The organism is Bradyrhizobium sp. USDA 3256 (assembly GCF_054058275.1).
Genome location: NZ_JBSSAE010000002.1, coordinates 6340466 through 6365504 on the forward strand (window position 1 = coordinate 6340466; position 25039 = coordinate 6365504).

The window sequence follows — 25039 nt, forward strand, 5'->3', positions numbered from 1 at the left end:
CGACAGCGCGTGCGCGAGCGACACCAGGCCAGAAAAAAGGGCAAGGAACAAACGATTCAGGTTACCGTTTGCAGACCCATGACTAACCTAATCAAGCTCCCGACATGGGCCGACGAGAAAAATATCCACTCCGTGATCGAAACGCCCCGCGGAAGCACCTGCAAACTGGAGTTCGACCCGGATCTGAAGGCGTTCACGCTTGCGAAGCCTTTGATGGTCGGTCTCACATATCCTTATGATTGGGGTTTTATTCCCTCGACAAAAGCCGACGATGGCGATCCCCTTGATGTCCTCGTCATTCACGATTCCCAGACATATCCGGGCGTCGTGCTGCCATGCCGGCCGATCGGAATCCTCGAAATCCTTCAAATCCGCAAAGGCAGAAAGGAAAGGAACGATCGCGTCTTTGCCGCGCCGGATCGTTCGCCGCTCGAGACCAATCTCAAGGATATAAGGCACCTGCCGTCCCGGGCCGTGGAGGAGCTCGAGCAGTTCTTCCGTGCGACAAACGCGCTCGAAAACAAAGAGCTTGAGTTTTTGGGATGGCGCGGGCCTGGCGCGGCTGTCAGGGCGATCAAGCGCCTATCGGTCTGAGGTGCGTCGAGCGCCCATGGCTTCGGGGGACAGGTCGGACGGACGCGCGCCCTCGGCGTGTGAGGAAGGGCTTCGAGGGGCCGTTGATAAGCACTCGCCGATGGGTCGCAACACTGAGGAATTGGCAGGTAAGGCCGCAGAATGCGAGAGGCCACGCCATCAAACCGCGCTTTGCCGGAAGGTCCAGTTCGCGACGCACTAGCCAGGCAGTACGAAGCACAGATCCCCGCCGATCCTACGTATGTTGCGCAGCGCCGATGAAGACTCGATCGGCTAGTTGAGCCCTTTCATACCACCTATTAAGCATCACCGGTCGATCGCCTCATTATCCGTAAGTTCGCGCTCGGCTTGCAGCCAGAAATCTAGGTCGCGGCCCGAAGGGCAGCCTGCCTCTTCCCAAAGCTGACGCGCGCGAGCCCGGATCTCGTCTTGGCCACGTCGGCGAGACACTAACCGCTGGAGCGCTTCCCTGATATCGTCGGCAAAATCGCGTATCCGTTCATAGGTCGTCCGATCCGTTGTGACTGCGGCAAGCCGTTTCGCCCTTTCCAGCTGACGCTCCAATTCCCGGCGGCTTCCCCTCTCATCGCTTGGCATCCTTTCATTACGAAGGAGAACGCCAATTGTTCATTTTGAAAGTTTCCGACGTACGAACTTGTGGGTTTTGCCCTAGTGGCGATCCCGGGCAGTCCTTCACCGGCTCCGCCGCACTTTCGCAGGCGGCGCCCTCGACGCGGCCGATTCCCTCGCGAACGTCCAAGTCTTGGCAGACGGCGCGACGCAGGCAGGCATTGACCTTGGCCAGGGCGGCGCGGTCGGTTTTCTCGCAGACGCGCGGAAGCCACGCAAGCTGCGACAGAATGGCAAGGAGCCGCTGAAAACAGGAACGCCCCCATAGTGGCCGAGTTAAACCGACGAAACCCACGTTTTGAGGGAGTCTACCCATGGCCCGTGCAACAGCCCATCCGGATCATCAATGCATCTCGAGCGAAGACATCCAAGGAACCGAGGTTTATGGAGCAGATGGAAAGAACATCGGTGAGATTGATCACCTCATCATCGACAAGATGTCTGGTCGCGTAGCCTATGCCGTCATGAGCTTTGGCGGCTTCGTCGGGCTCGGGCACAGCCACTATCCCATCCCTTGGGGTGCTCTGACCTATGATACGTCGCTTAGTGGTTTTCGAACTGCTATCACCGAACAACAGCTAAGGGACGCGCCGGAGTTCAGTGATGACTCGTGGCAGGATCGTAATTGGGAAACGCGAACTCACCAGTACTATGGAACTCCTACGTATTGGGAGGGGCGAGGTTCACTAGGCAGCGCGTCTGCAAACGTAGCTGATTCGTTGAAGCACTGATCGATCTCGATCACTTCGGTCGGCCGACGCCAACCCTGTGGCGGACGTCGAAAGTTGTCGGCAACTTCCGCTCGGGTCAAAGGACGACATGGACAAGAGCCTACCGCCTCCCGGGTCAGACCAGGGCGCTTGCGTGAACTAGCCATTCATCGACCTGCTCGACGGAGGGGCCATCCCATTCCTCTTGCCGGCCTATCCGCCGCGATCTCGGCTTTGATGGCAGCCCAATTGCCCGTTTCAGCCCGCACTTGATTCAGCGCAGTGGGCGCTGGCGGGCCGGAATAGCGCGCCGTGACGTCGCGCCAGACTCAGCCTTATACTCGAGCCAGTGTTCCCGCCCTTGGCGTTCGGATAGCCCATAAGTTCGGCGGCGTGACATTTACGACTTGACATCATCGGGCCCAATACAGATTCCCGGCAGCACCGGAACGGCACGCCGCTTCGTGGTTTGTTCTGAAAGACGAACGCCCCGGTGTGGGCGGCACGCCGGGGTCGCCATCTGACTCCCGACCGGGTTGGGGGAGAGAGCCGGGAGCACGTAGACTACCCTTCGCAACGCCACTCGTTCCTGCGCCTTCGCTGGCACACCAGGCATTCGGCGGAGGCGCACGAGGCTGTCGCTGCCGTTAGCAAATCAGCAACCTAACCGGCGCAGGCTTATTTGCGGGACGGGACCGTTGGGGAACCTAGCTCGGTCGCGTTTCAGGAGGAGCTGGCGCAGGTTGATGCGACGGCTCCTCTCTCTTAAGAAGCGTGCCAGCACAGACTGTCCAGGTCTTGTTATTCGAGCGGTAAGGCAAGCGCCGGAGACGACTTGCCGCCCTGCTCGCAGCCTGTTCGTCCCTTGAGCGGCAGAATTGAAATTGAGGCAGCATCGGCTACCTCGGTCCGGTTCGAGAAGCGGGCCAGGTTAGCGTCCGACGACCACTCAACATAACGAACAGCCGCGAAGACAACCGCCACCACGATGAAGGTGCCGAGCATGGAGGCGGATGCTGTTGCGGACCAGCTCTCGCCGCTGAATAGGGACATCACTATTCTCCGAGCTGTCACCCCGTCCCGCTTTAAATCGGCTCGCGATTATCAAATGTGAACGGCCTCATATCTCACGCGCACTTGATCCCGAGGCAGCCACAGCTGAGGACCCGCCGGGCGCGAACCGGCGACATTGTCGACTTATCATAGGACTGTGGCTTGGTTCGTGCAGGACGATCATGGCTGGGGATTTCAGGTCCCAGTTCAGGAAGAAACCGCCGCCGGGCGTGTATTTTTGAGACCGGCGGCGTCTTTTCTTGGGACTTCGGCAACCGCGAAATAGAGCCAATCTGCGCCGCTCATCCCATGTTCACATTGAACCTCCTACTGTGTGCGACTTTCTCGAATGCACAGGAGGGAACCAATGAAGCTTAGATTTGCGCTAGTTGGACTAGCTGCCCTCGGCAGCCTCGCTGCGGGTAGCGCATCGGCAATGCCGCTCGCCCCACTTTCTCACGCCTCAAACGTCCAGACCGTTGCCGTGGTCTGCGGCGCGAGGGGTTGTGTCCGCACAGCGCCCACCTACCGACGATACGGTTACGGATACGGCTATCGCTACGGGGTCCGTCGCTATGGTTACGTGCGCAGAGGTTACGGGTACCACCGCGGTTATCACCGCTGGTAGGCAAAGACCGCCGGGTGAGCCGGAGACCTTTTCGTGTCTTCATGCCACCCCAAGGTTGAACCGTCGGCTGATGCTCGGCATTCCGCAACAAAGGCGCGGCGATTACACGCTTCCCAGTTGGATGGACGAGCGCAAATGCACCGACATCCTTTCGGTCAACAAATACGGTTCTGGGCCGGTGAATTGGAAGAGGCCGCCAGTCGTTTAAGCGGCCCCGGCAACCTTTGGGGGCTTGTGAAGGAGAACCCAACGAGAGATAGGACCTGGGCGCCCACCGCAAGTTGGTCCGGAGAGCAAATCCGCCCTTTTCGAGAATTTGTCTTCGTCGTACCATCGGCCTCGCGACACTCGGGTGGACGCGAGACGGCGGGCATGTTTCCGTGCGATGATGGCGATCTGCAGGACGAGTGGCCGTTACATTCTGGGCATAGGGATCAGCAAGTCTGCCTGATGCTCCAAGCAAACGCTTGCCAGTAAGTAGACTGCGGAGCCCAATTCGATCCGAGCGTTTATGCATTGCCGCACAACTCGTGCCGGATCAACTGCATGGTAGAAATCATTTCTGATCCTTATCAAGGGGACCAAAAATTAGTCGTCTTGGACAATAAATTTACGTAATCCAGGCGTCGCCGATGTCTGATCCGCGATCACTAACTCCGGAGCTAAAGTTCTATCGAGACATCAGCTATGCCGGTAGTCTGGTCGTAGTTGGGGCGATCTATTTCGTCCTCGCAAAGGGCGGCCTTGCTCTCGCTTCTATTCATCCCAACGCAACGCCAATTTGGCCACCGACGGGCGTCGCGTTGGCGGCGGTGCTGTTGCGGGGATATCGGACATGGCCGGCAATTTTCGTGGCCGCGATGATCGCTAATGCTACGACGGCCGGCTCGCTTGCCACCGCAATTGCGATTGCAGCCGGCAATTCTCTTGAAGCGCTTGTTGGCGCGTATCTCATCAAACAATGGTCGAACGGATGTGACACGTTCTCAACCCCAAACTCCGTAGCAAAATTTGCCCTGATTTGCGTGGTGATCGCGGCGCCGGTCAGCGCCAGCATTGGATTGATCAGCTTGGCGATGGCCGGGTACGTCGAACCGACAAATTTCGCGGACGTCTGGGTCACATGGTGGCTGGGGGATGTGACCGGCGCGCTCGTGATCGCCCCGGTTATTGTGCTTTGGGCGTCAAGTCACCATCAGGCTTTCAATCGCGACGACCTCATCGAGATCTTCGCCCTCCTCGTGACTGCGGCGATTGTTGGACTGATTGCTTTCAGTCCCCTCATCGAGCAATCGCCAGGCCGCGATCCACTGGGCTTTCTTGCAATCTTGCCAATGTTGTGGGCGGCTTTACGACGAGGTCCACGCGACACCGCAACGGTTGCGTTCGTGCTTGCGGGCATAACCATTTGGGGAACACTCACGGGCGGCGGCCCCTTCACGACCCCGGAATTCAATGCTTCTTTTCTGCTGCTGTTGATGTTCCTGATTAGCATTACCCTTCCAAGCTTGTTACTGAGCGCCGATGTCGAGGTGCGCAAGAACGTGGAGGAAAGTCTGCGCCGCGCGCACATCGAGCTCGAGCAGAAGGTTGCAGAACGCACGCACGAACTGGAGATCGCCAACGCAGCAAAATCGCGCTTTCTCGCCATGGCAAGTCATGATCTGCGGCAGCCACTACATGCGTTAGGGCTATTCGTTGCACAACTGCGCACGCCGCTCAAATCGGAGGAAAGGACAAAGGCGATAGAGCAGATCGATGCAACGCGCGAAGAAATGGATGAAATGTTCAATTCGATCTTGGACATGTCCAAGCTCAATGCTGGGATGCTGACTCCCCAAATTACCGAATTCCCGATCGCGCGGCTGTTGCAAAAAATTGAGACGACGTTTGATCAGGCAACACGAGAAAAGGGTCTACGTCTAACAGTCAGGCGAACCGACGCTTGCGTGCGGAGCGACGCCATGCTGCTCGAACGCATACTTCTGAATCTGGTGTCCAACGCTGTGCGCTATACGTTACGGGGCGGGATCATCGTCGGATGTCGTCGGCGTGGCGAAATGCTGCGTATCGAAATATGGGATACCGGCCCCGGCATTCCTGACGATCAGAAGCAGAATATTTTTGGCGAATTTTTTCAAGTTCTCGGGACTGAACGGAACTCGTCGGGCGGACTGGGACTTGGTCTTGCCATTGTCGACAGGCTTCGCCGACTTCTCAACCATCAAATCGACGTAGCTTCGACTCTCGGTCGAGGCTCGCGATTTGCGATCGTGGTTCCGATGGTAGATGAATGCGCCGCGACCACAGCGCCAGCTGACTTACCCCACCCCGGGGCATTTGCGGTCAAGGATAAGGCCGTACTGGTTATTGCCGATACTCCAATAGTGCAAGAGGGAACGGGGGGGTTGCTCGGCAAATGGGGATACTCCGTCCTTACCGCCGGATCCGACGAGGCTGCATTGGTCGGGCTTGCTGAGCGCCAACAACGCCCCGATCTTATAATCTCGGATTACCATCTAGCGGGCGGAAAAACGGGGACCCGAGTGATTGAAGAGGTTAGTGCGGTGTTTGGGTCGTCAATTCCAGCTATCCTGGTCAGCGGCGATACGACAGCTGAACCATTACGTGACGCTAAGGAAAGAGGATACGTTTTGCTGCACAAGCCTGTCGATCCAATGCGGCTCCGCGCTGTGATGCACGAGCTCTTCAGGAATCACGACAGCAGGGGCGAGACGGGGTCAGTATAGTTCAGATCTTGGCGGCAATTCCCAGCCCATTTTTCCTACCTTTATTATCGCCTCGGTGCGGGTATTTACGCTCAGCGCCTTGAGAAGGACGGTGATGTGGTTCTTCACCGTCGGCACGGCCATATTGAGCGTCTTAGCAATCACCTTGTTGCTTCTTCCTTTCATGAGGAGCGCGAGTACTTCAATCTGCCGATCGGTGAGGCCGAGGTTTTTAAGAGAGCCGCGTGTCGCTGGCTTATTTGCAGGCCGTGGACTCGTTTCCTCTAGGATTTCTGAGGGAATGTAGAGGCCGCCAGAGAAGACTAACTTCATAGCGTTGAGCATAACCTCCCGTTTCGTCGTTTTCGGGATGAACCCCAAGGCACCGAGTTTGAAAGCGCGCTTGACTGTCTCTTGATCATCTGCAGACGAGATTATGATAATAGCGATAGTCGCATCGCGCTCACGCACTTCGCGGAGAACAGAGAAGCCATCTCGATCAGGCAAACCGATATCAAGCAAGATGAGACTGATGTCCGCATGTTCCTCAAGGAGGTGCATTGCCTGACGGCTATTCGAAGCCTCCAGTATGACAGCTTCTCGTTTCAGCTCCTTCAGCAAGGAATGCAACGCCTCGCGGATCAATGCGTGATCGTCAACTATAAGAACCTTCATAAAAAGTTCTCCGTCATCCATTGCACGGAGATCCAATTGGAGATCATACACCCGTCCCCGGGTCTTTGGCGACAAAGAAGCAAGACCGAAGCCGCCCATTCCGCCTTCATCCACTCGCAGTGCGCGGTTATGCACTCAAGGTCGAGACCAATCGCGACTGTGTGTTACGGTTGCAAATCGCCTCAGATTACTGCCACACGCAGGTACCTTGATCGTAGGACCAACGAACCTCTCTGTGTGGACCTATGGCTGATTTACAAGCGGCGCCGGTTGAAAGACCTTCGTCGCCGGCAGATTCACTGTCAGGAAGTTGACCAGGCGCCGCCACATGTCGCATTAGCTAGGCTCGGCGCGGACCAATTCTTTACTGCGGCGCAGTTACGTTGCGGCAGTTTGGCGGCGATTTTGTCAATTCAGTCCCTCCTTATTCGTTCTCTTGAAGCGTGCTTGCACGCCGATGGAGCAAGCAGATGCATGATCGAACTGTTACCCCGAAGCCGCTGGCAAGCGCGCTGCCAGAGCTGACAGCCTCAGGCCGTGATCTGCGAATTGATGCCTGCCGCGGCATCGCGCTCTGGTGCATCTTTCTGGACCATGTCCCTAACAACATCGGAAGTTGGTTGACGCTCCGGAATTACGGCTTCAGCGATGCCGCGGAAGTGTTCATGTTCGTCTCGGGTGTGACCTGCGCACTGGCGTACGGCAAGATACGACACCGCGACGGCTGGACCGGCGTGATCAGCCGAACGCTGCGGCGAAGCTGGGATATCTATGCAGCATTTCTGCTGCTCACGCTCGCCTGCGTCATTTTTGTGTACCTGGCAGGCGGGGATCGTCTTGCTGACGAGAGCAATACGCGCATTCTGTTAGATCAGCCGGGCGCAACTCTAGTGCACGCCGCGATCCTACAATACTGTCCAGTCAATACCGACGTATTGCCTATCTTCGTGCTTCTTCATCTCTTATTTGCGCCCTTGCTGTGGCTGCTATTGCGACTGCCGAACATGACGCTTGGGGTTTCGATAGCGCTTTATGTCTTCGTGCATGTATTCGGCTGGACTGTGCCAGCATGGCCCAACGGCCACTGGGCCTTCAATCCGTTGGCTTGGCAGCTGCTTGCTGTGCTTGGCGCCTGGTGGATGATCGAGGGCGAGAGAGTGCGGCCGTGGGTCACGTCACGCGCGGCGCTTGTACCTGCCGTCTTCTATCTGCTGTTCAGTCTCATCATCGCATTGAACTGGAAGATCAGCCCGCTGGAAGGACAGGTCCCGCAGGGGCTGCTGAAATTGTTGTACCCTATGGACAAATCCAATCTCGATCCATTGCGACTGTTGCATTTTTTGGCTCTTGCGATTTTGGTGGTACGGCTGGTGCCTCCAAATCGGCGCGCACTGACGACGGCAGTTATGCGCGGCGCCATTCTGTGTGGCAAGAACTCGTTGCCAATATACTGCCTTGGCGTTCTGCTTACGCTAGCCAGCCTTCTGGCGCTGATCGACATTTCGGATGGGCTGGCGATGCAGATCGCGCTCAGCGTTAGCGGTGTCTTGATGATGATCTTGGCGGCGGCGCTACTTAACTTGATCAAGATCAAACCCGGGCGACACCCGACCGCTGCGCTGGCTGTGGGAATCCGCGCCAAGCAGGAAGGCTTGAGTACCTTTGGCAGGCGCCTTCTGGCGGCTTTTCACCGAGGGCTGCGTAAGTTCGGCTGGGGCGGCCAGAACCGCTTGCTCAATTGGCGGTTTGCAGACCGGCAATCCGAGCGCCTGCCGGGCCTCGCCGACGAATTGGTCCGGCTCAAGATGGATATCGTCGCAGTGTCGCCGAAGCCCGCAGCCATACCGGCCAGGAATGCAATCGCGACGGCCCCAATCGGAATTTAGCGGTTCGCATGCGAATTCTCTGTCGTTCGCCACGACAACAGTCCGCAGATCACCGAGTTCCTGGCTCGCGAGCGAGCAGACCACCGCTGCCGACTTGGCCCCCCGCTTCTTCGCTCCAGCATCCTTCGCCTGCTTCTTGCCCGCGATCGGCATCAGCATTTCCTTCTGGCTGGCTACCGCCTTGCGCGCTTCTTGGCCGATTTCCTGGGAGGCTTGGTCCCGGCCGCAGCGCCGCCGACGCTCCGGCGTAGCGCCTCCATTAGATCGACGACGTTCTCGCCGCGCGGCCGCTCGCTCGGCGTGATCGGCTTGCTCTGGTTGATGAGGTCGATAAGCGCAGTTTCGTGCTGGTCCCCCCCCGAACTTTTCGGGCTCGAACCGCCCGGACTTCTGGTTTGACGATGTGCTTGACGAGATCGAGCATGTCCTACGTCTTGGATCTCGTCGAAATACTCCTTCGGATCCTGCCGCGGCCCCGCTGTCCAGCGGAGGCCTCTCCCGCCCTGCGGCGTTAGTTGTGATCTTGTGTTGATCGGCGAAGAGCGGAAAGAGACGCTTGGTGGCTTGGCGGTCGCGGCACTGGCAACGTTGAATGAGTCGACGCAACGCAAGTCGGCTTAATCAGTCTGATCACATCCCGGACTTCCGCCTGCCTTGAGGCACTCGCGATAGCGCCAAGGTACAGCGTAGCTCCCGGCCCAAACGCCACGCCCCCCCGTGTTCGGCTTCGCGCTGCGCTCGCGAATACCTGTCCTTCGAGTACTGCGGCCAGTCAAAGGCCAAGCCACTCGTCACAAACCATTGTGCCAGGTCCACGCGGTTAACCGAACAGGTCGCAACTGTGCGTCCATATTGATCGTGGTCCACGGGCACACACGCCACGAGACGGTCCGCATGAAGGCATCCAGTTCATAGCGGCTTTGGCGTCGCATCGATATTGGATGCTGTTTTCGCCTCGGCAAAGCTGATCACTTTCCGGCGCGTCAATGCCCCAAAGCCGAATTCGCACGCCGCGAATTTCGAATGTGCCGCCATCTATGACGCTGGCTCGGCCGAGAACCTCCTCGGCGACGACGGAAAGTGCGGTCGCCGATAGGGCTGCAAAGGCAAACGGCCACTTCATGATCGGGGGTTACGACTGGGTTGGATCCTGCGGAGTTTTCGCAGATAGTAACCTTCGGCTCCAATAGCGACTCTGATTTCGTTGCTCACCGTGCGAACGGCACGTTTCTTTTTCCGCCAGTTGCCGCGCATAACTAAAGGTCTCGGTGATCCTTGCTCCAAAACCAACAAATCGTTCTTGCTGTTCAAATACACGTCGTACATTGATCGACCTCTCCAGGCAGCATAACGGATCTGGACAGATGAGCGGTGGTAGAACCGCCACAGTGGGTTGAAAAGATCGACTTGGCGTCAGACGAATATCTGCACGCCGACGCTCGAACGTGTGGGATCAAGGGGACCTTCGGAAATCGCTCGATAGTGCGGCAGAGCGGGTTCCTGGAAGCGTGACCGTCGGCTCCCGTACATAACCGGCTTAACGAAACGATAGGTGCTCGGGCTCTCCAAACCGCAAGGTCTAGCGGCTTGCCGCTTCCGTCGGGGAGTAGTCTATCGAGCGGTTCCTGGCAACGACATAAAAGGCGGCAGAAGCCGATGTCCGGATTACGACCGAGTGTGACGTGGCGAGCCATGGCAAAGTGTCCGGCTCAGGGGAAACGCCAGACCTCGGATGTGCTTCTCGGGCAGCGTTAGATGTTTTCGGCCGCCGGACCGCGCGCAGGAGTCGATCAGTGGGTCAGTAGCTCGTTCCAAACAGTTGAAGTAGATTGCTCACTAAATGGGGAGAGGCCTTGCCCAGCGAGCGTGCGGATCGACGCCTGGCGGGCATTCTAGCGGCTGATGTCGCCGGATACATCCGCCACATGGGCGCCGACGAGGAAGGGCACCCTCGCCGACCCTAAGGCCCACCGCCGAAAACTCGTGGACCCCAAGATCGCCGAGCATCGCGACCGGATCGTCAGGACCACCGGAGATAGACTGCTAGTCGAGTTCGCGAGCGTTGTCGATGCGCCACGTTGCGCGCTTGAACTCCAGGGGCATGACCGAGCAGAACGCAGAGGTGCCCACCGGAGAAGCGCATCGCGGCGGACGAGCCGGAAGTGGGCTGTTGCTTCGTGAACGACAATGTCCGCTCGGACTCGCGCCAGCCATTCAGTGGCATTAAGCAGTCCGGCTACGGTCGAGAACTCGCAGAATTCGGCATTCGCGAGTTTTGCAAAAGACGGTCTTGGTTGAGCCGCTGTAGTTGAGCCGCAGGTCATGCCCCCCGAGCGATCTCGACAATTGATGAGGTCATTCGATTGCTGGAAGGAACAATCGCGATGCAAGGTTAGTGAGCGCAGCTCCGATAAGCCGTCGGCGGGTCCGCTTGGTCAAGGGCATCAATTCCCGTCCGCACGCGAACCGAGCTCGCGGGTCATTTACCGGCAGCGGATCGCTGCGTCAGGCAGCCAATCCGTCACCTTTGCCGACCAGCGGACCGAAGGTCGTGTGAGCGATCTTTCCCGCGGAGTTGAAACGGAAGTGCGTCCGAACTGTCTGCCCACCGCAAGCGCGGTACTCGATACAAACGCCGCTCGTTTCCGGCACGACTGCCCTGATCTCGAAGGCACCGGGATCCTGATCGAGCAGCTTCAGCGTCCAGTAAGCGCGCAACGCACACCGTCCTTCGAACCGGCCGCCTTCGCTGCAGTCCACCGTGGCATCGTTATCGTACAGTTCGAGCAGGTCCGGCAGGCGCCCCTGTCTGCAAGCGTCCAGCCAATCGACTACGATCGCTACAGCATCGAACGCCTCTGACGTGTTCGACATCACCGACCTCGTTCTGCCAATGCCCCATCCGCAGGCTAAGGATGAGAGCATGAACTTAGCCTGAACCGCCACCGGGGCGGCCGGAATCTCTAGCGCGGCCTTCTCGCGTCGCTCAAGGTCAGCCTCCAGCACGCCGGCGAACCGGTTAAGTGGCCTCATTCGCTCGCGCCAAAGCAGCCAAAAAATCAGGCCAAGTATTTCGGAGGCATCCCCCTAAGCCGCGGAGAATGTTTCCAATTCCGGTCAGGATTCGGGTCGACATGGCGAGAGTGTGAGTGCCAGGGGGCGGTGGACGGGAACTCTAGGGCACCTCGCCCGGAAGGAACTTCCATTCTTGGCAAACAATTAATGAGTAGTCGGCCATGAGACTGGAAAAGAAATCGTGCGCGCGCGAGATCCCTACATTCCAAAACTGTCTTCGGAGCCTTCGGAGGATAGCAAGGAGGACAGGCGAGTTCGTCGAGCACAGGCGGAGCAGTTCTACAGGGAAATTCTCGTGGAACTGCTTGACGCCAAGCTTCCGTTCCTGGTTGGGGGCGGGTACGCCGTTAATGCTCACACTGGCGCGAGAATCCCGACGAAGGACCTGGACATCTTCACGACCAGGGCTGAATTGCAACGACTACTCGATCACCTGAATCGCGGTGGCCGCCGAGTGTCAATCGTCGACGACCAGTGGCTCGGAAAGATCGACTACGGCGAGCACTTCGTGGATGTCATCTTCGGATCGAGCAATGGCATCGTTCCGGTCCAGGAAGGATGGTTTCACCACGCTCGCGAAGCTCAAGTACTGGGGCTTAGCGTACTGGTTATCGATCCCACCGAACTCATCTGGTCGAAGGCCTTTATCCAAAAGCGATTTCGGCATGATGGCTCGGATATCGCGAACATTATCTTGAAGCAGAGCAGCCAAATCGATTGGCAACGCCTCATGGCCTATTTCGATGCTCACTGGGAAGTGCTGCTCTCTCATCTGCTGATCTTCCGATGGGTCTACCCGAGTGAGCGGGATGCCATTCCGTCATGGCTACTCGACGAGCTTCTCGAACGACTGAATCGGCAGCGCGAACTTCCACCAACAGCAGCCAGGATGTGCCGCGGTCGATTGTTGTCACGCTCCGATTACCAGAACGCCGTCGAAGTGTGGGGATTTTTGGACGCCAAAGGTAAATGCGACGATGACCAATGACACATCATTCACATTCGCGAGCATGGGCGACCTTCATGTGAAGGATGGCCAGCCGGGCTCGCTTCGCGAAGTATTCCGCCAAATCTCAAAGAGCGCCATGGCACTGGTTCTTTGCGGCGATCTTACCGATACCGGGACTCCGAGTCAGGCGCGCGTTCTGGCGGAGGAACTGCGTGCGTGCACCGTCCCGGTGATTGGCGTTCTCGGAAACCACGACTACGAATCGGGGCACGTCGACGAGGTGAAGCAGATTCTTTGCGATGCGGGCCTACGCCTGCTGGACGGGCAGGCGACCGAAGTAAACGGTGTGGCATTTGTGGGAATAAAGGGCTTCGCGGGCGGGTTCGGACCGCGCATGCTCAGTTCATTCGGAGAACCCGCGATCAAGACATTCGTTGCTGAAGCAGTAAACGAAGCGATGCGACTCGAAAATATCATGCGCACTGTGAACAGTCAGCGTGCAGTTGTCGTCCTGCATTACGCGCCGATCGTCGAAACTGTCGAAGGCGAACCACTGGAGATCTATCCGTTTCTCGGATGCTCGCGCCTAGCGGAGACCATTGACCGCTTCAGAGTGAGCGCGGTGGTGCATGGCCATGCACACCGCGGTAAGTATGAGGGGCGCACCCCGGCCGGAGCGCGCGTGTACAATGTCGCCGTGCACGTGCAGAAGCCTGATCGCTTGCCTTATGCCCTGATTACGGTCTAGCAGTCGGCTTTGCGGAGAATGTTGTAGCCCGCGGCAGGTCTACATGCTCAACCCGATGGCTCGCGGTCATGTCACCACAGACCTCGATCGCGGCCCGGCCTCGGCGTCGTGCTCGTAGTCTACCGGACTGTCGAATGAGCGTCTCTCTGTGCCGACTAATACAAGCGACTGACGAATTCATCGCGTCCTATGGATACATCACGATCTTCACCGGTCATCCCCGCGCCGGTGGCGATGATCAAGCGACGCAATTTGTCATGGGGCTCCTCCTGGAAAAGTCCTTTATTGTGTATTGCGACCAAGTCAGAGCAATCAATGTGCCAGACCAGAACTCATGTTTTTTCAGCGTTGCGCGGAGCAGGCGATATGGCTGGAGACTCCGTGCACGGCGACAGGGCTGGCAACGCCCGACATCCCCGTCCATTTGAGCGGAAACGTAAAAGCCGCCGGAGGACATTCCGGAGGCTTTTTCTGGTGGTCATTGAAGTTCGCTTCGCTTTCCTTCCTGGTTTTGGTGATTCTTAGCGATTCACCAGTTGCGTTGAGTGTGGAGCAGCACCGTGAGGCTATGTTGATCCTTTAGCTCGTATGAAGCACCGGGCTTTGCGATGCTCGCCTGCAATGGCAGCGTTACAGTGCTGCCGCTCGCGTATTTCTGGTCGTGTAGTTGACGTCTGCCAAGAAGGTAAGGTTCTTAACGGGGCCCAAGAGGTGTAAGAGCCGACGCCCAACGTCACGCGATGCGAAGCCCTCTGGCGGCTGATGACTTCGCTCGGCTCGGTCGTTTTGCCAAGTACGACGGTGCATATCCTGATCGTCAGGGAGGCGGATATTGGAAATTATGGAACACGGGCCCTTCTCCGCATGCGCACAACAAGCGCCACTTTACCAGCGAACAGTCCACAGGCTAGCCGAGTTGCATACGGGCGCCCTTCCCTCTGTTGAGTAGCCGCCGCCTACTGTGACATGAGTCATCCTCATGGCGATGAATCGCGGCGCGTTCGTCGCGCTCGATTGCCTGGCCCGAGCCTGCGAAGGATCGTTAGGAACCAGCAGAGTTTGCATGGCTTGTACTTGTCGAGGCGGCGCGCCAAGACGTGGCACGAAGATGTATAAGGACGCGATTTTGGATGAGCTGCGGCAGATTGAATTCGATGTGATCGAAGGCGAAAGGCGGCTTGCGGAGCACGAGGCGCTCCTCATTGAACTGAAGAGCATGAAGGACGATACGACCAAGGTCGAGGCCGAGCTCGAGCTCGAGCTAATGCGCAAGAACCAATTCGAGCGGGAGCAGCATCGCCAACGTCTGCTTGCGCTCCTTCATCCCTAGCGACAACTGTCTCGACGTCCTGCCGAAGCCTTTCTCCTTCAGCGCAGGTCCAGCTGGTGGTACGCCCTGACGATGGGCAAAAGCGCTCCGCGTCTAAGATGGCTGCTATCGAGTGCTTTAGTAGTGCAAATCGCCCTTCTCGAAGGAAAGTTCGGCTACGCAGTGACGGCCAAACTAAAGCACCTCAACCCGAACGTGGACTACACCACGATCTATAATTCTCAATGTACGTGCGGCTCCGAGTGAAAGGTCTAGCATACGGCCGGCAACTCTCGGTCCGCGGTCGTTGATAGTAACTATCACCGACCTGCTGGTCGCAGGATCGGTCACGCGAACTCTTGTACCGAACGGCAAGGTGCGATGGGCTGCGGTCATCAAGTTCCGGTTGAAGGCGAATCCGCTTGCGGTTTTCCCTGCCCGGTACGAATAGTAGGAGGCCTTACCGGAGAGAGCTCGTTTCGGGGATCGAATCGCCACGCGATTTTCCGCAGCGGAGGTCTGCTCTTCTTCAACAGGAGATTGCGTTGGCGGCGGCGCGATCTGTTTGCCATCCTCTGGAACCGCGGGAGCGGGAGCTGGCTCTGCCTTTGCCTTCGGGATGATGGACCAGCGATCTTCAAAAGTCTGCGCTGCGACCGGGGTCACATGTAACACCAGCCATGCGGCGGCGACCGTGATAGCCAATCCTAAAAGGCGCATTATCTCCATCCAAACAAATGCGATAACGTGGAATCATCAAGATGCGTTCCTGCAAATGGAAGTTCCGGCTCGCAGAAGGTCCCGGGTAAGAGGTGGACCAACGCGGGCTCCGAGGAACCTGAGCGGCCACCAGCGGGAGTTGGGGGCGCCTTGGCGGAACGTCCCCGGATTGTCGGGTACCAGTGACCCCAGATCGGGCTGGGAGTAGCTTTGCGGGAAGAAGCGTCCGACAGGGACGTACCTCGAGAACAGCGCCATGGGATAATGCTGGAAACTTCGTTGAGCCGTGCCGACCGCGAGCAGACGGTTCGGGTCCAGAACCGCCTCCTGGCCGGTCTTGCCGATCCTTTTCGGCTTCTTCCTTTCCTGCAGCCGTTGCGCTTAATCGCCGAGCCATTCTTCAGGACCGCCACCATCCCATCGAGCAAATCTACTTCATCGAACGCGGCGTGCACTAGGTGTTCAGTCCCGAGGTCAAGTGGATGGGATCGATCCTGAAACGGTCTGGCTCGTCCGTCCATACCTTGCAGATAGCTTCGTAGGGTGTGAGGCCGCGTAGGGTCTTAAGGCGCTTGCGAAGTTGTAGGCGTCAAGGAACGCGGCGAGGTGATCTTCCAGCTGCCGGTGGGTCTCGTAGTGGTATCGCCGGACGGTGGCTTCCTTGAGTGTGCGGTTCATCCTCTCAACCTGGCCGTTGGTCCAGGGGTGATTGGGTTTGGTCAGGCGATGCTCGATGCCATGTTCCTGGCAGGCCCGATCGAAGGGGTGACCGCGCCACCTGGCGGTGAAGCCATCACGGTTCTTGGGCAGGTCGGCGAATTGGATGCCGTTGTCCGGTGTGGATCTGGTAAGGGACGGCGGCCACCAGTTCGTCAAGGAAGGCCCTGGCCGCCGCACCCGTGGCCTTCCTCACGCAAAGGCGTACTAGCTGGTCCGGTCCAGGGCCACGAAGAGATAGAGTTTGCCTTCCTCGGTGCGACCTCGGCGATGTCGATGTGGAAGTAGCCAATGGGATAGCGCTTGAAGGGCTGCTTGGCGGGCTTGTCGCCGGCGTCTCGGGCAGGCGGCTGATCCCGTGGCGTTGCAGGCAGCGGTGCAAGGATGAGCGCGTGAGATGCGGGATCGTTGCCTGCAGTGCGTAGAGACAGTCATCCAGAGGCAGCAACGTGTGCTTGCGGAAGGCGACGATCATCGCCTCCTCCGCGGTCGAGAGCACGGTCGAGCGCACGGTCTTGGGGCTCATTGGCGCATCGTGGACAAAGGCGCGTTTACGCCACTTGGCGACGGTCTTCTGATTAAGACCGTGCTGGGCGGCTAATTCTTTGAGCGAAGCCTTCGATCGCTGTATTGCCGCTCGGATGGCGTGCGTGGTCGTGGCGCTGCATGGAGTATCTGGCCCATAGGTCCTCCCGGAATGAGGAATCAGCATGGCTGATTCCCCCACATCCAGGGACCAGACACCCGGTGAATTTGCGATGACCTGCCGCCTTATTCGACGTTAGCTCCGACACAGGCGCTTGGGCGGCTTCGGTTAGGCCACCGAGCGTTCGGTCGCCACCATCCGCACACTTGATAATCCGGCGAGCGATGTAGCGACAGGTCTTATGATCGTCGGTGCGAAGGCGCCTGCCTCTAGAAAGCGCAATGCGGCTCGGACCGCTTCGACCGCGCTCGGAAATTCTGCCAAGAACCCGTCTCCGGTATTCTTCACGATGCGGCCGCCGTGATCAGCAACAGCAGGCTCAACTTCGCTCGCAAGCAATTCGGTCAACCTAGCGGGCGTCGCCCCTTCGTCATCGTGCATGAGCCACGAATAGCCGGCGACATCGGCGGCCATTATCGCCGACAGCCTGCGTTCTATCCGACCTCGCCCCTCTTGCATCATGGCCTCGAAATCTCAAAGGACAGCCGATTGTACGACGGCCTGACCGCCCCGCCAACGGCTCTGAGAAAGGCGCTCCGTCCGTCGATTAGCCGTCGGTCCGGACGGACGCGCAACGCCAGGAACGGTCGGTGATCCCTAGGCGTTACGCTCCAGCCAGAAAGGCACTTTGTAGTGCGTGACGCGAGGAGGATTGCCACAATGGCGGATGATAGCCTGGGTGCACCGTCCGTTACGCCTGAACAGCGAATAGACCGCGCGTCGGAAGCAATTCAACGGATGGCCGAAGACGACGCGTTGCAAAATTCACCACAGCATGATCGGTGGCTGCATAATTTCACTGAAGCGACCCGGACGGCTCCACTTCAATCACTTGCTGTTGCGTTCTTGCTTGGTGCGTTCCTAGCTCGTCGGTAGTCCCAAAATCAGCGTAACACCAATGACCGAGCGCATTTAATCTGGTCATTCAATGACTTTGCTCACGTCAGGCTCATCGATCCCATCTGTCCGATTGCATTCGCAAGGCATGCCTGCGCCGCACTGACAGCCGTGTGGCTCGGCGATCCACGGCAGATGCGGATGGTTCTCGCAAACCCAGCCTAAGCCGGACCAGATCGGACAGTTAGGTTTTGTCATTCGTGATGGTTGCCGAATACGCCCTGTACTAACGTTGCTGTCCCAACGCGAGTTCCTTCTAGCGCGTCGACAGACCCTTGAATGAGATGGCGCATAGAAGCCCTTCGGACGTGATGTCACGGTACTCAACATCTGCGTAGAACTTCGGTTCGAGCCACGTAGCCTTTGGCTTCCTGATCGGCTTGGTCAGCTTGGATTTCGGACTGACGACCGTATCACCAGCTTCAGCTTGGCGGGCGAGCTTCAGCAATCCTTCTTTCTCAATACCTGGGGCGAGTGCCGATGCCTGATCGCGTAGCTGTCTAGCGCGCTTTAGTAGCCGCTCTTCAAGCGTCTCCGTCTGGACGACGCGGCACCGTATCTGGCCCATATTTTCTTTTCCCTCGCTCGGTTTCCTGTCCGAACGGGGCTCTAATTGTCAGTAAATGTAAGGTTCCTAAGCGTGTTTTAGCCATTTGGGCTGGATTTGATCGTCCGCTCGACCTCGTCGGCCAGTATGCGGTGATGGGCGGCGAGCTTTGCGAACAGCTCTTTCTTGATCGCGTTGGTCGCCAGCTTACTGATGAGTTCGCACTCTTCGGCTTCAACTCGAAGCTTTTCCAAGTGCGCCTGCATGTCCTTCATCGGTCTACTCCCGTCCTTCATAAGGTGGATTATTGCACGCGGAACTCGACGGGCAATATGAACCTTGCAGAACTCTGCTCATCCACGGAGAACCACGGAAGTCTTTCATGTAGTTCTTGCTCTGTTCTTATTACAGTTCATCGCCAATCCAGAGCGAACCATGCCCACACTCGAATTCGTCCGTTCGGAGATCGAGCGCTGCGCGCGCAAGTCAGCCGCCAGCGTAAGGAAATCCTTCAGCTCCAGCGAGCCGGTATTCCGACCAGCTCGGCTGAAGCGCTGCTGCAACGGATGCTCGACAAGATTGATGCTCTCTGCGCTGACCGAGACCGGATGAAGGCTGCGCTGCCGAAGCTGAAAGGCAAGGTTCTTGGAGGCCGGAAATGGTGAGGGAGCGCCCACATTGGTTCGATGATTGCGAAAACACCGCCGTTCGTCGGGGCGCTGACGAAGTCCGACGACTCTCTGCTCGTGAAGGTTGGTGCTATCACCATGTTCAGGCGATCCAGGTCTCCATTGATCAGTACGCTGAAGCTGCTCTCGGCAATCGCGAGTTCTTCTTGAACCGGCGTTACAGTATTGCACCGGGGCATCGGTGCTGTCCTCGTTAGGACACTCGTCATTTCGAACTGGGACACCATGATAATTGGAACCTCTTGGTCTTCGGGACGGTTTGCCCGCCAAGTCATTATGGCAACCTTAGCCTCGGCTCACTCCGACCCGCGCCGGGGCCGATTTTTGGATGCCATGCCGTATGACTCCGGTACTCCGAACGAGCCACAGGGAAGCATCGTGGCGAGGCCTATGATCGCGTGACTACGTTGCTCTCGGCCTCAGCTTGCACCCCCTCGCTGGGGCCGTTTCTTTTAGGAACAAGGCGGGGCGACTACGGGTTATCGCACGTTCGATGCGCCTCCGACGCACGGACAAGGGAAAGTCGGCCCCAGCTGGCACCTCGCTGGGGCCGTTTCTTTGGGGCATTAGGTAGCAAACTCACCTAAAATATCTCGGAATTTACGACCAAAGCGACGATTATCCCGAGAACGATACCGAGTATCCCAAGCGCAGCGCCAGCGTAGGTGGCCGCAATACCATCCTGCATCAGCCGCATTGGAGCGATCGACCCAATAAATCCGAGCTAGTGGTACTGCGATGAAAATCGCTGCTTTCAGTAACCTTTGCATTCTGGTTTTTATCACATGAGCATGATCGTTCTTAGTGGGCTCGTGAAGCGCCGGGCCGAGCTGGCTGGCGATAATCGAAAACACCCATGAAGCCCTCAGTAAAATTGGGGCGCTTGGGAGCTGCAAGGCTCGTCACTGTGCATTCGCGCTCCGGCCTTTAATTGCGCAGTCGAAGGGATCGCACAAGATGTGACGCTTCTAGCCTGCTCGCTTGCCGGCTTTTCGACACGATAGGGGATTGAGCCGCCCCCGGAGCGACAGCACCGTAATCATACGGCTGCGCGACGTCATGAAGTGGCGCTAACCTGCTACCTCCTTTCCCAAGGTAGTCGCCCAAGCGCATGCCTACGCAGGACGTTGAACGCTACCATCAGAAAGCCGCTGAATGCGAGGACGAGGCGGCCAAGGCGACGACTGCGGGCGCAAAGGAAGCTTGGTTGCAGGCAGCCGAGGAATGGAGAAAACTCGCACAAGCGGCAGAGGAGAAAGCGCGCCGGTCTTAAGCCATGTCGAAGCAAGCCTGTCTCCGCAAGTCCTACCGTGCTCCTCCGACTAAATGAGACGGGCTCGCGTCGGGCACTACGCCACCCGTATTCGTCCGGAATGGAAGTTGTGCTCGCACCGCAGCATATTCGCTGTGTTCATGAGGGATCATACTTGCATTCGCCCGGCCCACTGTATTGGTGGCCGGGCTTTTGCGTGCCAGGCATCACGCCGCGTTGATCGGCACCGCCAGCCTTCTTGGGACCGCTCAGTTTGCGAATGTAATAGCCTTGGCTCTGAATCGCCTGCCTGATCTCATCGCTGACCCTGATGACCCTCTTCTTGCTCTTGCGCCATTTGCCTTGGGCACCAGTGCCCGGCATCGGAAATCCTTTTTTCACAACAAGCAAATCAGGTCTGACGTTGAAATACACTTCGACCATATAGTTTCCCCAAATGCCTGAATATCGTTCCAGACCAAAGCGCCGCTCGTTGAAATGCAATGGGCTGCCTGCCGACTCGCTTGTGAACATCGGGGAAACGTTAGGCTTCGGTCGTTAGGGCGCGACAGTATCTTCCTTGTCCGCTCCACGCATCACGATCTTGAGCACATCATCCGGCAATGGCCGTTGCAGCACCTTGGCCTCATCCCACGACGCGCGCATCCACACATCGCGCTCTTCATCCGTCGTCAGGATCACCGGCATAGCCTTGGGATGGTTCGGCGCGACCACCGCATTCGCCTGAGAGGAAGCCATAGGCGTTGTGCGGACCAGGGATTGGCTTTGATTTCGCTCCTCTGTCGCCGTTGAACTCGGTCCAGATGCCAGCGAATGCCGCGAGCGGTCGGTCGTCGTTCAACGCGAACCAGACCACGTCTTTCTTCTTGGTCTCCAGGTTTGGCTCTGGCGCATACTCAGCGAAACTATTGAACGCACGAGGCAGCGGTTCTCTGGTTTGAGCCAGCCGCACCCGTGCGGCGAAGATGTGTTGGTAATGGAAGGGGCCCCAGCTGTGAAAGCTGAGGCCAGTATTCAGCTGGGCGTCTCAATGCCGGTAGCGATACGGCACCGAACAGGGCGACCAATGCCACTGCATCCGCTTCGTTCCTAATCAAAAGGCCCCAGCATCCGGATCATGCTGGGGCCGAGTTGAATCGCCGAACCGCTGTCCGCCGAGAAGCAGCGGTCGTCGTTTAGGGCTGAAAAAATACGAAATGAAAATTATCCGCCCTGTTGCCCGGATCATCCCAAACGACGACCCGCTCCGGAAATAACCCGTGTGAATCTTGGCGGAAAAAAGCAGCGCTTCATCCGGTCCACGCCGACGATCCAAATGGGAATGATCGCGAACGTGCCCCGGGTCTTCGGGGGCAAGAGCCGGGGCACGTTCATTCGCTCCTATGCCGCTCTGCCGAGGAGCAGCCTACTGCTAACCACGCTTTGACGGTGCCGTTCCTAACGACTTTATCATCGCCGACCCGAGCCGGCGCGCAACTCGCTTGCGGCTATTGCCGACCTTCTTGACGGCCTTCTTCACCGACGCTGCCGACTTCCGGGTTTTCCTCGCCTCGTAGCTCACCTCGTAATCCTGCCCGCCGGCGACGCGTGCACGGTCCTGCTTGCGACTGCGCGCGGTCTGCTTCTTCGCTTTCTTTGCCATTCAGGCCTCCAATCGCGCCGCAGTGCCTTTGCGGCAAACCCGGAACAACGACTCAGCCACTTCGGTTCCTGACCTGCATAACGGGCATAAGTGCTGGCGTGAGGAAGGGACCGTTGACGCAGGTGCTATAACTGGTGGCGTCGATTGATTCGAGACCACGTCATGAAGAGCAATGCGCAACGTCGCCTGCCGCTGCGGGCCACTCGTCCGGCTTATCGGAGCCTCGAAGGCTGGGCGCTCGGCATGCTGGTCGAGCAACACGCCGTGAGGGAGTGCGAACACCACGGTCATGCCCTCGATCGCAGCGACCCCGATGCGCGGAACCGGGCTCGTGAAGCGGCGTGGAACCAACCCTTCCCGGGCGCCACGCCGGAAGAATGCCAGGCCGCAATCGATGACGTCCTGCGCGGAATCGGTGATACCTGCCCCGACTGCTAGCCGAGACTCCACTTCGCTGGCCGGCCTCCTATATTGATACCATTCAGTGTAGGGAGTTTTGAGTGTGGCCCCGCGCGCCAATTGGAAGGGCTTTTTGCGGTTATCCCTGGTGACATGCCCGATCGCGCTGTTCCCGGCGACCTCTGAATCCGACAAGATCAGCTTCAATCAGATCAACAGGAAGACCGGCCACCGGATCAAATATCTGAAGGTCGACGCCGACACCGGCGAAGAAGTTGACTCCGACGACATCATCAAGGGCTACAAGGTCGACACCGACCAATATCTCGAAGTCACCAAGGACGAACTCGAGAACATCGCCCTGGAATCGACGCGCACCATCGAGATCGACGAGTTCGTGCCCAGGAGCGAGATCGACGATCTGTATCTTGTGCGGCCCTACTACATCGTCCCCGATGGCAAGGTCGGCCACGACGCCTACGCCGTGATCCGCGAAACCATCCGCTCGCTCGATAAAGTCGCCCTCGCCCGCGTGGTTCTGACCAACCGCGAGCACGTCATTTCTCTCGAGGCGCGCGACAACGGACTGATGGGCATGCTGCTGCGCTATCCCTATGAAGTTCGCGACGCCGCGGAATATTTCGACGACATCCAGGATGTGAAGATCACGAAGGACATGCTGGAGCTGGCCAAGCATATCGTCGAGCAGAAGTCCGGCCACTTCGAACCGGAGAAATTTGAAGATCACTACGAGCAGGCGTTGCAGGAGCTGCTTGACCAGAAGCGGAAGGGCCAACCGATCGCGGCAACACGAAAGCCGGCGCCGAGCAACGTGTTCAACCTGATGGACGCCTTGAAGCAGAGCATCCAGGGCGGCGGCAAGGCGGCGCCCGCGAAATCCACCAAGGCGAAGAAGGCGCCCGCCAAGCCGCGCCGCAAAGCGGGCTAAGATCCTGTTCCGCCATTTCTGCCCTGTCTGCCGAGCAGCGCTATGGTCGTTCCTACCGGTGCCAACCCGGCGCGAACGCGATGCCTCACGCAGCGCGTGTCGGTCGAACGTCGCTATCGATCAACCGGCCTAGTATCCGGCGTTCTTCCTCGATTCTCCGTCGATAGCGCTCCCGCTCTTGTTCCGAGGTCGCGCTGTCCAGCAGGAATTGATAGTGACCGATGACTTTTTCGCTGTCTCTTATGAGCAGCTGCTGCAGACCAGTCATGGCGTGATCTCCTCGCAAGCTGCGCGATCGATCGAGGGAAGTGGCGGAATGTCGGCCGCGAGGCCTTGCATCGCCGTGACCTCTTCGGCGAGCCGTCTTTCGATGAATTCGCGCTCGAGGTCGGAGAGCTGGGTCTGCAGCAGCCGCCGATATCGATGAATGTTGTTGCGATGAGCGCGCAGCTGTTCAAGCCGGCGGTCGAACTGTTCTGAGCTCCGGTGCCTTGCCTGTCCAAATCTTGACTGCCAGCGTTCCTCGAGCCGATCGATGACCTGCTTCGGTAGCCTGTCTGTCATCTCGCGCTCCTATGCAGCCACGCAGCGGTCGACGGAGCGCAGGCGCGCAGGCCGGCCGCCCGGCGGATGGCGCGGATCGCTGTCGAGCGCGCGAAGCGCTTCGAGGATGTCGCGGACAGGAACGGGTGCTTTGAGCCCCTTGGGTGCCCGCAAGGCGGGATTGGACGCAACGGCGCTGGCGTCCGAGGCCCAGGATGCCAGGAGAGCGCGCTTCTCGGCGAGGCTCAGGCGAGAATCCCGCACCACATCGTGCGGGGTCTCATATTGGTGGTAATCGCCAATCGGCAGATGAAAGCCAATAACGTTATGAGCAGGCGCGGTCGTCGGCCGCATGGATGCCTCCATTCGAAAGACGAGTTGCTGAGGAGACGGAGCCGCGCCCCGTTCGTCGGACGCGGCTTCATCGGTTCGGTCAGGCTGCAACGCTTTCCAGCTGTCGGGGCGCCGGGTTCGACGCCGCATTGATTGCGATGCGTCGCGGCTTCATCGCCTCCGGCACTTCGCGCGCCAGCTCGATCCTGAGAAGCCCGTTGTCGAACGCCGCGCTCTTGACTTCGACGTAGTCCGCCAGGCTGAACTGGCGCTTGAACCTGCGCGTCGAGATGCCCTGGTAGATGTATTCGCGCTCGGCCTTTTCGACCTTGACGCCTTCGACAGTCAGAACGTTCTGCTCCGCCGTGACGGAAATTTCGTCGGGGGCAAAACCGGCGATCGCGAGCACGATCTGGTACCGGTCTTCGGACAGACGTTCGATGTTGTAGGGCGGGTAGTGATCTTCGCCGGCCCGATGGGCTGCTTCGGCGAGATCAAAGAGCCGGTCGAATCCGATGGTCGACCGGAACAAGGGAGAGAAGTCGTACGTGCGCATAGCCAAATCCTCCATAGAGCAAGATGGATATGAACGGCACCGGACACGACCGGTGCCCGTCTCGCCTGGCCCCGAGGGGCGA

General features: G+C 58.4%; 25 protein-coding genes and 4 pseudogenes. 11 read left to right on the top strand and 18 right to left on the bottom strand.

From position 1 onward, the window contains the following. Positions 1-9 precede the first annotated feature (9 nt). Positions 10-594, top strand: a complete 585-nt coding sequence (locus ACVWY5_RS31825; RefSeq protein WP_321176961.1) for an inorganic diphosphatase — start codon at positions 10-12, stop codon at positions 592-594. A 306-nt stretch (positions 595-900) separates the two neighbouring features. Here ACVWY5_RS31825 and ACVWY5_RS31830 read toward each other — a convergent pair whose 3' ends face one another. After that, positions 901-1191, bottom strand: a complete 291-nt coding sequence (locus tag ACVWY5_RS31830) for a DUF2934 domain-containing protein (RefSeq protein ID WP_028352274.1) — start codon at positions 1189-1191, stop codon at positions 901-903. 347 nt (positions 1192-1538) lie between these two features. Between ACVWY5_RS31830 and ACVWY5_RS31835 the strand changes: the two genes are divergently transcribed. After that, on the top strand, positions 1539-1955 hold the full coding sequence (locus ACVWY5_RS31835; RefSeq protein WP_080673064.1) for a PRC-barrel domain-containing protein: 417 nt from the start codon (positions 1539-1541) through the stop codon (positions 1953-1955). A 780-nt stretch (positions 1956-2735) separates the two neighbouring features. On the opposite strand, the gene ACVWY5_RS31840 is transcribed toward ACVWY5_RS31835, so the two are convergent. Continuing rightward, complete coding sequence (locus tag ACVWY5_RS31840; RefSeq protein WP_028352273.1) at positions 2736-2987, bottom strand: hypothetical protein; 252 nt, start codon at positions 2985-2987, stop codon at positions 2736-2738. Between the two features lie 1260 nt (positions 2988-4247). On the opposite strand from ACVWY5_RS31840, the gene ACVWY5_RS31845 reads away from it, so the two are divergent. Then, positions 4248-6365, top strand: coding sequence for an MASE1 domain-containing protein (locus ACVWY5_RS31845; RefSeq protein ID WP_080673063.1), 2118 nt, complete (start codon positions 4248-4250; stop codon positions 6363-6365). Here ACVWY5_RS31845 and ACVWY5_RS31850 read toward each other — a convergent pair. Next, positions 6357-7118 carry a response regulator transcription factor gene (locus ACVWY5_RS31850; RefSeq protein WP_321176960.1) on the bottom strand — a complete coding sequence of 254 codons (762 nt, stop codon included), beginning with the start codon at positions 7116-7118 and terminating at the stop codon, positions 6357-6359. The two genes, ACVWY5_RS31845 and ACVWY5_RS31850, sit on opposite strands and share 9 nt — an antisense overlap. 371 nt (positions 7119-7489) lie before the next feature. On the opposite strand from ACVWY5_RS31850, the gene opgC reads away from it, so the two are divergent. Continuing rightward, on the top strand, positions 7490-8905 hold the full coding sequence (gene opgC, locus ACVWY5_RS31855; RefSeq protein WP_028352270.1) for an OpgC domain-containing protein: 1416 nt from the start codon (positions 7490-7492) through the stop codon (positions 8903-8905). Between the two features lie 93 nt (positions 8906-8998). On the opposite strand, the pseudogene ACVWY5_RS31860 reads toward opgC, so the two are convergent. Both ACVWY5_RS31860 and ACVWY5_RS31865 read right to left on the bottom strand, forming a co-directional pair. Then, a pseudogene (locus tag ACVWY5_RS31860) lies at positions 8999-9363 on the bottom strand (Ku protein); the annotation flags it as partial. Positions 9364-9535: 172 nt separating this feature from the next. After that, positions 9536-9787, bottom strand: a complete 252-nt coding sequence (locus ACVWY5_RS31865) for a thermonuclease family protein (RefSeq protein ID WP_456671735.1) — start codon at positions 9785-9787, stop codon at positions 9536-9538. Positions 9788-11046: 1259 nt separating this feature from the next. On the opposite strand from ACVWY5_RS31865, the gene ACVWY5_RS31870 reads away from it, so the two are divergent. Further along, positions 11047-11217 carry an aldehyde dehydrogenase family protein gene (locus ACVWY5_RS31870; protein WP_321176962.1) on the top strand — a complete coding sequence of 57 codons (171 nt, stop codon included), beginning with the start codon at positions 11047-11049 and terminating at the stop codon, positions 11215-11217. Positions 11218-11410: 193 nt separating this feature from the next. Here the strand turns inward: ACVWY5_RS31870 and ACVWY5_RS31875 are convergent, their stop codons facing one another. Continuing rightward, positions 11411-11938, bottom strand: coding sequence for a nuclear transport factor 2 family protein (locus tag ACVWY5_RS31875; protein ID WP_321176958.1), 528 nt, complete (start codon positions 11936-11938; stop codon positions 11411-11413). Between the two features lie 337 nt (positions 11939-12275). Here ACVWY5_RS31875 and ACVWY5_RS31880 point away from each other — a divergent pair, with 337 nt between their 5' ends. The 3 genes from ACVWY5_RS31880 (at position 12276) to ACVWY5_RS31890 (ending at position 15007) form a co-directional block, all read left to right on the top strand. Continuing rightward, positions 12276-12968 carry a hypothetical protein gene (locus ACVWY5_RS31880; protein WP_321176957.1) on the top strand — a complete coding sequence of 231 codons (693 nt, stop codon included), beginning with the start codon at positions 12276-12278 and terminating at the stop codon, positions 12966-12968. Then, the gene (locus ACVWY5_RS31885) at positions 12958-13677 is read left to right on the top strand and encodes a metallophosphoesterase (RefSeq protein ID WP_028352267.1); all 720 of its coding nucleotides are present in this window, start codon (positions 12958-12960) and stop codon (positions 13675-13677) included. Before ACVWY5_RS31880 ends, ACVWY5_RS31885 begins: the two co-directional genes overlap by 11 nt. 979 nt (positions 13678-14656) lie before the next feature. Beyond that, entirely contained in the window at positions 14657-15007 is a 351-nt protein-coding gene (locus ACVWY5_RS31890) for a hypothetical protein (RefSeq protein ID WP_321176956.1), read from the top strand. Between the two features lie 174 nt (positions 15008-15181). On the opposite strand, the gene ACVWY5_RS31895 is transcribed toward ACVWY5_RS31890, so the two are convergent. From ACVWY5_RS31895 to ACVWY5_RS31915, 5 genes and pseudogenes are all read right to left on the bottom strand, one after another. Beyond that, on the bottom strand, positions 15182-15715 hold the full coding sequence (locus ACVWY5_RS31895; protein WP_080673061.1) for a septal ring lytic transglycosylase RlpA family protein: 534 nt from the start codon (positions 15713-15715) through the stop codon (positions 15182-15184). Positions 15716-16160: 445 nt separating this feature from the next. Then, positions 16161-17107: pseudogene (locus tag ACVWY5_RS31900) on the bottom strand (IS481 family transposase). 235 nt (positions 17108-17342) lie between these two features. Continuing rightward, positions 17343-17591: pseudogene (locus tag ACVWY5_RS31905) on the bottom strand (adenylate/guanylate cyclase domain-containing protein); the annotation flags it as partial. Between the two features lie 691 nt (positions 17592-18282). Further along, complete coding sequence (locus ACVWY5_RS31910) at positions 18283-18594, bottom strand: hypothetical protein (RefSeq protein WP_051383898.1); 312 nt, start codon at positions 18592-18594, stop codon at positions 18283-18285. A gap of 77 nt (positions 18595-18671) precedes the next feature. Further along, positions 18672-18848 (bottom strand): hypothetical protein, encoded by a 177-nt coding sequence (locus tag ACVWY5_RS31915; RefSeq protein ID WP_198400362.1) that lies wholly within the window; start codon positions 18846-18848, stop codon positions 18672-18674. Positions 18849-18905: 57 nt separating this feature from the next. On the opposite strand from ACVWY5_RS31915, the gene ACVWY5_RS31920 reads away from it, so the two are divergent. After that, positions 18906-19238, top strand: coding sequence for a hypothetical protein (locus tag ACVWY5_RS31920; protein ID WP_321176954.1), 333 nt, complete (start codon positions 18906-18908; stop codon positions 19236-19238). 1435 nt (positions 19239-20673) lie between these two features. Here the strand turns inward: ACVWY5_RS31920 and ACVWY5_RS31925 are convergent. The 3 genes and pseudogenes from ACVWY5_RS31925 to ACVWY5_RS31935 form a co-directional block, all read right to left on the bottom strand. Then, entirely contained in the window at positions 20674-21048 is a 375-nt protein-coding gene (locus tag ACVWY5_RS31925; protein ID WP_456671736.1) for a hypothetical protein, read from the bottom strand. A 24-nt stretch (positions 21049-21072) separates the two neighbouring features. Continuing rightward, positions 21073-21516 (bottom strand): annotated as a pseudogene (locus ACVWY5_RS31930) (SOS response-associated peptidase family protein); the annotation flags it as partial. A 430-nt stretch (positions 21517-21946) separates the two neighbouring features. After that, complete coding sequence (locus tag ACVWY5_RS31935) at positions 21947-22177, bottom strand: DUF3606 domain-containing protein (protein ID WP_051383897.1); 231 nt, start codon at positions 22175-22177, stop codon at positions 21947-21949. Positions 22178-22339: 162 nt separating this feature from the next. Between ACVWY5_RS31935 and ACVWY5_RS31940 the strand changes: the two genes are divergently transcribed. Both ACVWY5_RS31940 and ku read left to right on the top strand, forming a co-directional pair. Further along, positions 22340-22615 carry a hypothetical protein gene (locus ACVWY5_RS31940; protein ID WP_051383896.1) on the top strand — a complete coding sequence of 92 codons (276 nt, stop codon included), beginning with the start codon at positions 22340-22342 and terminating at the stop codon, positions 22613-22615. A gap of 64 nt (positions 22616-22679) precedes the next feature. Next, positions 22680-23525 (top strand): non-homologous end joining protein Ku, encoded by an 846-nt coding sequence (gene ku, locus ACVWY5_RS31945; protein WP_028352261.1) that lies wholly within the window; start codon positions 22680-22682, stop codon positions 23523-23525. Between the two features lie 85 nt (positions 23526-23610). Here the strand turns inward: ku and ACVWY5_RS31950 are convergent, their stop codons facing one another. The 4 genes from ACVWY5_RS31950 to ACVWY5_RS31965 all read right to left on the bottom strand — a co-directional run bounded on the left by ACVWY5_RS31950 (position 23611) and on the right by ACVWY5_RS31965 (position 24957). Then, positions 23611-23793: a hypothetical protein gene (locus ACVWY5_RS31950; RefSeq protein WP_028352260.1), complete on the bottom strand. Its 183-nt coding sequence runs from the start codon at positions 23791-23793 to the stop codon at positions 23611-23613. After that, positions 23790-24089, bottom strand: coding sequence for a hypothetical protein (locus tag ACVWY5_RS31955; RefSeq protein ID WP_321176952.1), 300 nt, complete (start codon positions 24087-24089; stop codon positions 23790-23792). Before ACVWY5_RS31955 ends, ACVWY5_RS31950 begins: the two co-directional genes overlap by 4 nt. Positions 24090-24098: 9 nt before the next feature. Beyond that, positions 24099-24422, bottom strand: a complete 324-nt coding sequence (locus ACVWY5_RS31960; RefSeq protein WP_028352259.1) for a hypothetical protein — start codon at positions 24420-24422, stop codon at positions 24099-24101. Positions 24423-24501: 79 nt separating this feature from the next. Further along, on the bottom strand, positions 24502-24957 hold the full coding sequence (locus ACVWY5_RS31965) for an Hsp20 family protein (RefSeq protein WP_028352258.1): 456 nt from the start codon (positions 24955-24957) through the stop codon (positions 24502-24504). Positions 24958-25039: the final 82 nt, after the last annotated feature.